Below are 11,399 nucleotides of genomic sequence, written 5' to 3' on the forward strand. Positions count from 1 at the left end.
GGCTAGCCCGACGTTGTGACATGAATTACGGCTTTTCGGAGATTTTGCGCAGATATTCGTTATTTTTAAACGCAATAATGATCATTTCAAAGCAGACGCGAGTAAACACGCCACCGATGATGATTGCGAAAAGACCACGGAAAAACTCACCGTAGAACATCGCCCCAATCCCGCCAACAATAATGCCCAGCAGGCACAGCCAGTAGACACCAGTGATGATTTTCGGCGTCAGCATCGCATCAAAAAAGAAAATGTTTTTCATTGTAAATCCTTTCTTAGGCCAGTATTTAATTATCCCAGAGGCGCCGCATCGGTGCGGAAAGCCCGTTTTGTTACATCGGTAATGATAGCGAGTAACGCGACCAAAAGCGCAGAGAAATCAGCAAGCCATTACATAAGGGTTTAGGATGTTTAACAAAGTAGCTCACAATTTACTCGGTGTTTTGGCGGCGTTGTAGCTATTGGGCCAAAGCGCACTGACGCAGGAAACACTGATCTTTGTGCGGCATGGGGAAAAACCGGCTAATAACAGTGGGCAGTTAACCTGTAAAGGACTAAATCGTGCACTGGCATTGCCGGACATGCTGCAGGATAAAGCCAAATGACCTTCTGCTGGCTAAACCAAGTGGAGTCAGGGATCATCACTGGACATGGCTACCCGGTATGCATGTCACGCAGTTGTTTGACCCATTTCGTTATAGTGGAAAGACCTACATCCATAGCCTTAGCGGCATCAGAGAGGGTGTAGTTTTGATCGACAACCAACTGAGCAGATTCGCGTTTGAATTCAGGACTAAAATTTCTTCTTTTCATTGAAGCACCTGTGTTGTTCTGAGGTGGGCATATCACCTCTGTTCAGGTGGCCAAATTCAGTAAACCACTTCAGTCTCCCCGAAAACATAATTCGCTTGCTTTCTGATCTTGCTGGCGGATAATGCGCCAAATTACATATCTTTACACTTTATGATGAAATGGATTTTCATGAAAAGGACTTTTCTTTCGCACGGATTCACATCGAAGGCGGTGAGCCACGTTCTCGCTGGTGTTCTCTTCGCCGGCGCTTTCCCAGGCATGGCCGCCACGCCCTCCGACGCCCCGGAACGGGCAGCTTCCGCCATTGATGCCCTTGAGCAGCAGCGCCAGCAGGAGCGCGAGCGTGCCCTGCAACAGCAAAATGTCCCACAGGCCGATGCGCGCCTTTCCCGTCCCGAGGCCGTGTTGCCGGATTATCCTGCCAATGAGTCCCCTTGCTTCGCCATCAACCGGCTTACCCTTGTCGGGGAAGCGGCCGAACGCTTTCAGTGGGCGGTGGACGCGGCAGCCGATGCCAAAGGCCGCTGCCTGGGCGGCCAGGGCATTGTGCTTGCCATCAATAAAGTACAGAACGCCATACTGGCCAAAGGCTATGTCACCACGCGGGTGATGGCGCAGGAGCAGGACCTGACTCAGGGCGTGTTGACGCTGACGCTGCAACCGGGGCGTATTGGCGACATCCGCTTTGATGAACCGGTCTCCTGGCGCGGACGGCTGTGGAACGCCATTCCGGCCTCACGCGGTGATATTCTCAACCTGCGTGATATCGAGCAGGGGCTGGAGAACTTCAGGCGGGTACCCAGCGCCAATGCCGACATCAAAATCATCCCCGGCGCCCAGGACGCCACCAGTGACCTGCAGGTCAACTGGCACGAGGGGCGGCCGGTGCGACTCAGTCTGGGGTTGGACGACAGCGGCTCCAAAAGCACCGGGCGTTATCTCGGTTCGGCCACCCTGGCAATCGATGCCCCCTTTGCGCAAAATGACCTTTTCTATGCCAACATCGGCAAGGATGTGTTTCAGCACGGGCCGTTCGGCAACCGTTCGCATGCGCTGAACTACTTTTTCCCGGTGGGGTATTGGGCCTTCTCGGCCAACTACAACGACTACACCTACCATCAGAACATCCCCAACGCCAACGAGGTGCTGCGTTACAGCGGCAAGAGCGACAACATTCAGTTGACCGTCTCCCGATTGCTGTACCGCGACCAGTCGCACAAGTTAACGCTTAACCTGCGGGGCTACCGCAAGCACTCCACCAACCACGCGGATGACATCGAGCTGACCCAACAAAAACGCCGCACCGCAGGCTGGGAAATTGGGCTGAACCAGCGCAGTTATTTCGGTACCACCACGTTGGATGCGAACATCAGTTGGCGGCGCGGAACCGGGGCGCTGGGCGCCCTGCGCGCACCGGAGGAGGTCAACCATGACGGGTCTGCCCGTACAGGTATATTGCTCGGTGATGCAGCCATCAATATCCCCTTTGCCTTGGGCGAGCAGCCGTGGCGGATTTACACCAGCTTGCGGAGCCAGTGGAGCCCGAATGCGCTGACGCCGCAGGAGCGGATGGCGATTGCCGGGCGTTACACGGTGCGCGGCTTTGACGGTGAGCAGATGCTGTCCGGCGAAAAGGGCCTGCTGTGGCGTAACGAAATCGCCTGGAATGTGTTATCCGGCGGGCACGAACTGTATCTGGCTGCCGACTATGGCCGGGTGGATGGCCCGAGCACCCGCCCCCGCTACCTGGTGGGGCATCAGCTGGTAGGCAGTGCACTCGGCGTGCGTGGCGCGCTGTGGGGACGATTCAGCTATGACCTGTTTGCCGGCGTACCGCTCTACAAGCCAGAAGGCTTCCACACCTCCGGTGCTATCGCGGGTTTTAGCGTGAATCTGGAAATCTGAACATCACGATACCGACCACTGTGCTTATATTGACCTGACTGGACTGACTTTTCTCACGGATGTGACCCATGAATAAACATTGCTACCGCCTCATCTTCAGCCGCACCCACGGGGAATTGCGGGTGGTGTCCGAACTGGCCCGTAGTTGCAGCAACGAACCAGGGCAACGCCTCGGCACGGGGATAACGGACGCTCACCGTCTGTGGGTGACCGTGCGACGGTCGGTGTGGCTGCTGGGACTGGCCCTGTTCGCCGGACCGGTAATGGCGAATGGCATTGTGGCGGACGGTGCGGCTGCGCCGGGTCAGCGACCGGAGGTCATCAATACCCAGAACGGCTTGCCGCAGGTCAACATCACCGCCCCCAATCAGGCTGGGATCTCACATAACCAATATCAACAATTCGACGTCGACCCCAAAGGCGCCATCCTCAACAACTCGGCGGTGATGACCGCCACCCAGATGGCCGGGATGATCCAGGGTAACCCCAACCTCAATCCCAACGCTGCACCGGCTCGCGTCATCCTCAACGAGGTTAACAGCAACAACCCCAGCCAACTGCGCGGCTTTATGGAAGTGGCCGGTGGCAAGGCGCAGGTGATTGTGGCCAACCCCGCCGGTATTGTCTGCAACGGCTGCGGCACCATCAACGCCGGGCGCATGACGCTGACCACCGGCAAACCGCAGATGAACGCCGACGGCAGCGTGGCGGGTTATCAGGTCGAACGCGGCGTGGTGCGCATCGAGGGCGGTGGGCTCAACGGCGATGCGCGTCATGATACCGAGTACGTCGACATCCTGGCGCGCGCGGTGGAGATCAACGCCGGCGTCTGGGCCAAAGAAGGCGTGTCGGTGGTGGCCGGGCGTAACCGGGTGAGTGCGGACGGTAAAACCGCGACGCCGCTTTCAGATAACGGCAGCGCCAAACCGGAGCTTGCCATCGACATGGGCCAGATGGGCGGCATGTACAGCGGCAGTATCCGCATGATTGGCACCGAAGCCGGCGTCGGCGTGCGCAATCAGAACGGGCAGGTGCAGGCAGGCAAAACGCTCACCGTCAGCAGCGAAGGTAAGCTCAGTTGGCAGTCTGGTGCGCCAGATGCGGGCACGCAAGCCGGCGGTGATATTCAGCTGGCGGCAAAAGGCGACATCGAGACGCACGGCAAAGTGTATAGCGGTGGTCAACTGGCCGTGCAGAGTCGCGAGGGAATGTTAACGCAATCCGGTACGCTGGCAGCGGCCGGGGATGTGCGCCTGAACGCCGCGCACGGTATACAGAGCAGCGGCCATCTGCTGGCGGGCAGTGATACCAACAGCCTGCTGGTCCAGGATGCCAACCTGCAGCTTGATAGCCAGGGCGATATCCGTACCAGTGGCAGTCTGCTTGCCAAAAAGAATGTCAACGCGTCCGGCCGCCGGGTGGATATCAGCGGCGCACGGGTTGCGGCCGGCCGTACCGCGCTGACGGCTCGCGAAGGCGGTGTGGCACTGCGCCAATCCACCGTAGACAGCGGTGAGCTGGCCGTGAGCACGAAAGGAAATGTGGATGCGCAGCAGGCGCAGGTCAAGTCCGGGCGCTGGACGGTGGATGCCGACAACCTGTTCAACCAACAGGCTACCTGGTCACAGACCGGTGACGGTGAGAGCGGATTCACCCTGGCGGGCAAGTTGGATAACAGTGACGGTGCCATTGAGACGCAGAACCTCCTGCTTTCGGCCGGTCAACTGGTCAATCAGCGTGGCCGCCTGGTGGCGCTGGGCGGCGCGGCACAACACTGGCGGGTGGGTGGCCTGCTCGACAATGCCGGCGGCACGATGGGCAGCAACGGCAACCTGCGCCTGGATGCCGGGCGACTCGATAATCAGAGCGGCACGGTAAAAACCCAGGCGGGCTTCACGCTCCTTGCTGACGGCGCGGTGAATAATGCCGGGGGCAACCTGCTGGCCGGGAACGGCCTGACGATTGAGGCAGGCAGCGAGATGAATAACGCGTCCGGTACCCTGAGCGGCGATGACGTGCGTCTGGTGGCGCAGCGGCTGGATAACTCGCAGGGGCAGATCATCGGTCAGGGCAATCTCGACCTGACGTCCAGCCGCCTGGATAATCAACGCGGCCTCATTGGCGCCGGCAAAGCGCTGGATGTTCACGCCGGCAACTGGGACAACCGTGGCGGCACGGCGCAAGGCGAAACGGCCGTCACGGCAACGGCAGGCACCCTCAATAATGACGGTGGTAAGCTGCTGTCCGGCCAATCGCTAGCCCTGAATACCACGGGCAATGCCACCAACCGCGGCGGCGAAATCAGCGCCGCAGTGCTAACGGCAACGTCTGACCGTCTCGACAACACCCAGGGCAAAGTGATTGGCCAGCAGCGCCTTGATGTGAATGCCCGCCAGGGGTTGGACAACACGCAAGGGCTGTTGGGTGCCGGCGAGTTACTGGCGGTACGTACCGCAGGTGAATTGAATAACCATCGAGGCACGGTGCAGGGGAATGGGCAAACCACCGTGGCAGCGCGGGACATCCGCAACGAAGCCGGCAAGCTGCTGGGCGGGCAGCAGCTCGCCTTAACCAGCTCGGGGATACTGGGTAATCGCGAGGGTGAAATCAGCGGCGAGTCGCTCACGCTGACGACACAGAAAATGGACAATGCGCAGGGCAAAATCATTGCCGATCAGGATCTGAATCTGACGACGCATCAGGCATTGGGCAATGCTGACGGCTGGCTTGAAGCCGGCAACGTCCTCTCCGTACAAAGCGGCGGTGACTGGGATAACCGTGCGGGGACCGCACAAGGTGGCCATCAGGTCACCGCCAGCACGCAATCATTCGACAATACCGGTGGTCGGCTGCAGTCCGGCGGTAACCTGACGCTTGACGCCGCAGGCGATATTTTCAACCACACTGGCAAGCTGACCGCGCAACAGGCCCTCACCGTTAAAGGCGTTGCAACCAGCCTGTTCGACAACGATACAGGCTCACTGCAAAGCGGCGGCAACTTATCTCTGCAGGGCGGGCAACTGACCAACCGCGCCGCCGGTGTGGTACTCAGTGGGCAGGCGCTGTCTCTGAGTCTGTCGGGGGGCTGGGACAACCAGAGCGGCACCCTGACCGGCAATGGGCGCACGCAGGTACGCGCCGCTAATCTGTTGAATGGACAGGGTGCTATCAACGCACTGGATAGCCTAGACATGCAATTCACCGGCCAACTGGATAACAGCCAGGGCCGGATTTTCAGCGCATCGTCGCAGACTTTACAGGCGCAGACACTCTCCAACGCGCAGGGCTGGATAGGCAGTCAGGGTAGCTGGCAGGCCGTCAGTCGTGGTTTTGACAACACGGACGGCAGCGTACAAAGCCAGCAGGATGCACAGCTTGCATCTGACTGGCTGGGTAACGCCCGAGGTGTGCTACAGTCGGCACATGATCTGGTGCTGCACGTTGTGCAGGACATCGACAACCGGGCCGGCAAGGTCTCGGCGCAGGGGCAACTGGCTGTCGCGGGCGACAAAGACGGCGAACACGCCGGCGCCATCAATAACGCCGGCGGTCAGTGGCTGGCCGGAGAGGCGCTGCATATCGCCGCCCGCGCGCTCGACAATACGCAGGGCGGGCTGCTCTACAGCCAGAAACAACAACGTCTTACGCTGAGCGGCGCGCTGAACAACCGCGATGGGAAAGTACAAAGTGGCGAGGCGCTTCAACTTGACGCACAAACGCTGAACAATGCCGGCGGGACGATAGACGGCCAGCAACAGGTGGCGCTGCGCATTCTTGGCTTACTGGAAAATACCGACGGCGCGGTGCGCAGCAATGGTGACCAGCAGGTGTCAGCGGCTGGTATCGATAACCGTCAGGGTATATTCAGCAGCCGTGGCGGCATTGCCCTGACAACGGCACAACTGAACAATGCGGGTGGCACACTCATCAGTCAGGGCTCGGGTGCCTACCGTTTCGACACGCTCAACAACCAGCAAGGCAAGCTGCACAGCGGCGACGCGCTCACACTTGAGGGCGCGCAGGTCAACAACCAGGGTGGGCAACTGGTGTCGACCCAGGGGATGAGGCTTAAGGCCGGGGCGCTCGACAACAGTCGTCAGGGCACGATGAGCAGCCAGGCGGGGCTGAATGTGCAGACCGATCGTCTGAACAACCGCGACGGCGGGCTGATACTGAGCACCTCCCGCACTAACATCACCGCCCGTGACGTCGACAACACGTCAGGCCGGTTGCAAAGTGCGGGCCCCCTCACCTTCACGGATGTCGCCACGCTGGATAACCGCCAGGGGCGCATCCTGGCCAACGGCAACCTTGAGATTAACACCGCTCTCTCCCCTGGCGACTCGTCGCTGACGTTGCTTAACCAGGGCGGGCGCGTGGAGAGCGCGGCTCAACTGACAGCGCATGCGCGCACCCTGAATAACCAGAACGGCACCCTGCTGGGGCTACAGGCGCTAACGTTGTCCGCGCAGCAGGACTACACCCATCAGGCCGGCGACACCGTCAGCAGTAACGGCACAGTGACGTTCTCTCTGAGCGGCGCCTTTACCAACCTGGCGGACTGGTTGCTGCCGGGTAATCTGGTGCTCACTGCGGCCGGCATTACCAATCCGGCCACCCTGGTGAGCAAAACGCTGCAACTGACGACCGGGGCATTGCAAAACACCGGGCGTATTGAGGCTGACAGCATGACGCTGAGCGTCGATACCCTGGACAACGCCGCGGCGCTGATGGGTGACGACATCACCGTGCGCGGGCGCGTCATCGACAACCACGGTACGCCTGCCGTGATGGCGGCGACGCAGAGCCTGACGTTGCAGACTGGGGAGCGCTTGACTAACCGCGACGGCGCCCTACTTTACAGCGGTGACCGTCTGTCACTGCGCAGTGATGATTTGCTCGAGAACCGGGCAAGTTTTATTGAAGCTGACGGTGATGTCACGGTCGAAGCCCGTCGCCTGAACAACCTGCGTGAAGGGCTGGTGATTGAACGTGACGCCGAGAAGCGCGACTACAAATGGCACCGCTACAACTACTACTGGCGCTCTTATGGCTCAAAGGTCAACCCCGATAAGAACACCATGGCGCCGACCACCCAGCAACTGACCTTCCAGGATGACGCGGCGGCGCAAACCAACCGCTACGGCACCCTGCTGAACATTGATGCGCCGGGCAAGCGTGCACAGGTGCGGGTCAAAGACAATAAGGGGCAACTGACCGACCTGTGGGTCAACTACCTGGCGCTCAAGCCGAATGCCGATGGCAGCTATGCGATGACGTTCTATGAAACGCGCGGGGGAAATCAGCTGGCGTCCATCCCGACGCCTTACCAAAACGGCTTCCATTGGGAGCACGACTGGACGCAGGTGATGACCTGGGACCCCGAGAAGCACATCGATATCGACAGCGCGCCGTTCGTCACCGATTACAACAACCTGCGTGAGCGTACCGCCACCGGTACGGTGACGCGCGACAAACTGGTCTCCGAGGGCATTGGCGCGCGCATTCTGGCCGGCGGCAACATGGTGTTGCGCATCACCGGTGCATTGCTCAATGACGCCAGTGTTATCACCGCCAACGGTAATTTGACGCAGGACGGTGGCGGCAGCGTGGACAACCGCGCTTACTCGGTCAACGAACGACGTCAGGAGCATATCGTTGACCACATGGATAAAGACACCCACCACTGGTATCCGACGTACAACCGTGATGAGACCACGGCGCTGGCGACCGTTGACGGCGTGATCACCGGCAACGGCACGGTCACCATCAACGGGATCCGCATCACCAATACCACGGTCAATCAGGCACAAATCAGCCAGCTTCAGGCGGTATTAAACGCCGTGGATGCCGAACGTGCCGAACTTGAGCGCAACCCGCTGGCCTTCACGGTAGAGGGCACCGGCCGCCAGGATGGCGACACGGCGCTTGCGCCGGGCGAGCAAGTGACAAAATCGGGTACCACGCCGTCCTCGCCGCTGGGGCGTCCGCTGCTGCCGGCAGAGCTGGCGCTGACGCAGTTACAGCATCTGGGCAATGTGGCCACCGCCATTCCCAATAACGCGCTGTTCAGCCAGCACACGGCGACCGGCAGCCCATTCCTGGTGGTGACCGACGAGCGCTTTACCCACCGCGACAACTTTATCAGCAGTGACTACATGCTCGAGCGCGTAGGGTATGACCCCGCGCAGGCCCATAAGCGCCTGGGCGACGGCTTTTACGAGCAGCGGCTGGTACGCGAGCAGGTGCTGGCGCTGACCGGCAAACCGTCCGTCAAGGGCTGGGATGTGATGGCGCAGTACCAGCAACTGATGAATCATGGCACTAAAGTCGCCCAAGAATTCCATCTGGTGCCGGGCGTGGCCCTGACGCCGGAGCAGATTGCGGCGCTGCAACAGGATATCGTCTGGCTGGTGAGCGAAACGGTACAAACGGCCGACGGCCTGCAAACGGTGTGGGTGCCTAAGGTGTATCTGGCGCAAACCACGCTGCGCCTGACCGGCGATGGCGCGGTGATTGGCGGCGGTAACCTGCAGCTCTCGGCCGGCAGCATCACCAATGCCGGTAACCTGTTCGCCGACAAGGCGCTGACCGTAGATGCCGGGCAGTTCCTGCATCAGGGCGGCGACATCAAAGCGGGCAGCATCGACGTGCAGGCCGACAGCCTGACCCTGAGCACCAACCTGCAAGATGCCTTGCGCCAGGCTATGATGAGCGCCGACGATATTCGCCTGCGCGGCACCGATATCACGCTCACGGGGGCGAAGCTTGATGCGACAGATACGCTCAACCTGAGTGCGCGTAACAACCTGACCATCACCGCCGCGAAAAGTAGCCATACCGCCGATCTTGAGGTTATTTCCGGTTCAATGGGTAACCGCACCCACGGCGGCACGGAAGCGGCAGGCTCCCGGATGGCGCACGTCAACGGTGAATGGCAGCAGGCGCTGGGCAGTGAGCTGAACGCCGGCGGCAACCTCTCACTGGCGGCCGGACGGGATGTCACCTTACAGGGCAGCCAGGCTAAGGCGGGGGGCAACGCCCGCGTAGAGGCCGGTGGCGACATCAACCTCAAGGCTGAAACCACCACCAACAGAACGCATCTTGAGGCCAACAGCCGCACCTCGTCGGTCAGCAACAGCCGCGAGGAAGAACGCCTGACGCTCAGCACGCTGAGTGGTGACCAGAGCGTGGCCCTGGTAGCGGGCAATCGCCTACTGGCCGCAGGCGCACAAGTTGACAGTAAAGAGGGACGCATTGGTATCAGTGCGCAGGACGTGACCATTAAAGACGCGCGCACCCGCACGCAGGACCAGGACAGCGAAAATAAACGCAAGGGCAAAACCCGCAGCCATCGCGAAGAGCAAACCGAGCGCGAAATCAGCACCGGCAGCACCTTCAGCGGGCGCGACGGTGTGACCGTGATCGGGCGCGAAGGTGACGTCACGGTTACCGGCAGTACCCTGCACAGTGACCAGGGCGCCATCGCGCTGCAGGCGAAAAAGGAGGTGACCCTTAACCACACCACCGACAGCGAACATCGCGTCTCCAACGAGGAGAGTCGCGGACGGAAAACCAAAGGTGAGCGCGCCGAAGAAACCCTGCGGGAAAATGTGGTGGGCAGCACCCTCAACGGGCGCGACGGCGTCACTGTGGTAGCGCAGGACGGCAGCATCACCGCCACGGCCAGCACCCTTCACAGTGACCAGGGCGCTGTTACCCTGCAGGCGAAGCAGGATGTGACCCTCAATACCGCTACCGAACGCGAGTCGACCTTCAGTGAAGAGCGGTCTCAGAAAAAAGGCTTCCTGAAAAAAAGCAGCAGCCACAGTATCGCCAACGATACGACCACGCGCGAGAAAGGCAGCCTGCTCAGCGGGAACAGTGTCAGCCTCAGCGCCGGCAATAACCTGACGGTTACCGGCTCGGCCATTGCTGCCGACCAGGATGTCAACCTGCAGGCCGGCCGTAACGTCGACATCGGTGCGGCCACCGAGACCGACACGCATTACCGGCTGGAAGAGAAGAAAAAGAGCGGCCTGCTGGGCAGCGGCGGTATCGGCTTCACCATTGGCAAACAGTCGAGAAAACACGAAATCGACGAGAAAGGCCGGACCCAGAGCCAAAGCGTCAGTACCGTCGGCAGCAGCCAGGGCAGCGTTAATATTACGGCGGGCAACCAACTGCACATTGGCGGTGCCGACCTGGTGGCGGGCAAGGATCTGGCTCTTACCGGCGACAGCGTGATTATCGATCCCGGCTACGATCAGCGCACACGTAAAGAAACCTTCGAGCAGAAGCAGAGCGGCCTGAGTGTGGCGCTGTCGGGCACCGTGGGTAGCGCACTCAACACCACGGTCAGCTCGGCGCAACAGGCGAGGAAAGAAGGCGACGGGCGCCTGAACGCCCTGCAAAACACCAAGGCAGCGCTGTCCGGCGTGCAGGCTGCACAGGCCTGGGAACGTGACGATGCCCTGACCGCGTCGGCAGAGACGAAAAACGCCGCTGCCGGTTTGCAGCCCGGAGACGAAGGTGCGGCGCAAGGCGCCACCAACACGGTGGGCATCAGCGCCTCTTATGGCAGCCAGTCGTCGAAGAGTGAAACCCGTACCGACAGCAGTCAGTCGCAGGGTAGCACGCTCAACGCCGGGCAAAATCTGTCAATAACGGCGACCGGTAAA

General features: G+C 60.5%; 3 protein-coding genes and 2 pseudogenes. 3 read left to right on the plus strand and 2 right to left on the minus strand.

What is annotated here, in order from left to right; all coding sequences use genetic code 11:
• Positions 1 to 25: 25 nt before the first annotated feature.
• Positions 26 to 262 (minus strand): DUF4282 domain-containing protein, encoded by a 237-nt coding sequence (locus ACUTSU_RS16100; RefSeq protein WP_445652252.1) that lies wholly within the window; start codon positions 260 to 262, stop codon positions 26 to 28.
• Positions 263 to 461: 199 nt separating this feature from the next.
• Here ACUTSU_RS16100 and ACUTSU_RS16105 point away from each other — a divergent pair.
• Positions 462 to 587: pseudogene (locus tag ACUTSU_RS16105) on the plus strand (histidine phosphatase family protein); the annotation flags it as partial.
• Positions 588 to 657: 70 nt separating this feature from the next.
• Here ACUTSU_RS16105 and ACUTSU_RS16110 read toward each other — a convergent pair.
• Positions 658 to 813, minus strand: a pseudogene (locus ACUTSU_RS16110) (transposase); the annotation flags it as partial.
• 258 nt (positions 814 to 1,071) lie between these two features.
• On the opposite strand from ACUTSU_RS16110, the gene ACUTSU_RS16115 reads away from it, so the two are divergent.
• Both ACUTSU_RS16115 and ACUTSU_RS16120 read left to right on the plus strand, forming a co-directional pair.
• Entirely contained in the window at positions 1,072 to 2,718 is a 1,647-nt protein-coding gene (locus tag ACUTSU_RS16115; RefSeq protein WP_445654391.1) for a ShlB/FhaC/HecB family hemolysin secretion/activation protein, read from the plus strand.
• Between the two features lie 68 nt (positions 2,719 to 2,786).
• A partial coding sequence (locus ACUTSU_RS16120) for a two-partner secretion domain-containing protein (protein ID WP_445654389.1) occupies positions 2,787 to 11,399 on the plus strand: 8,613 nt, incomplete at its 3' end.

This window comes from Serratia sp. NA_13 (assembly GCF_052691735.1).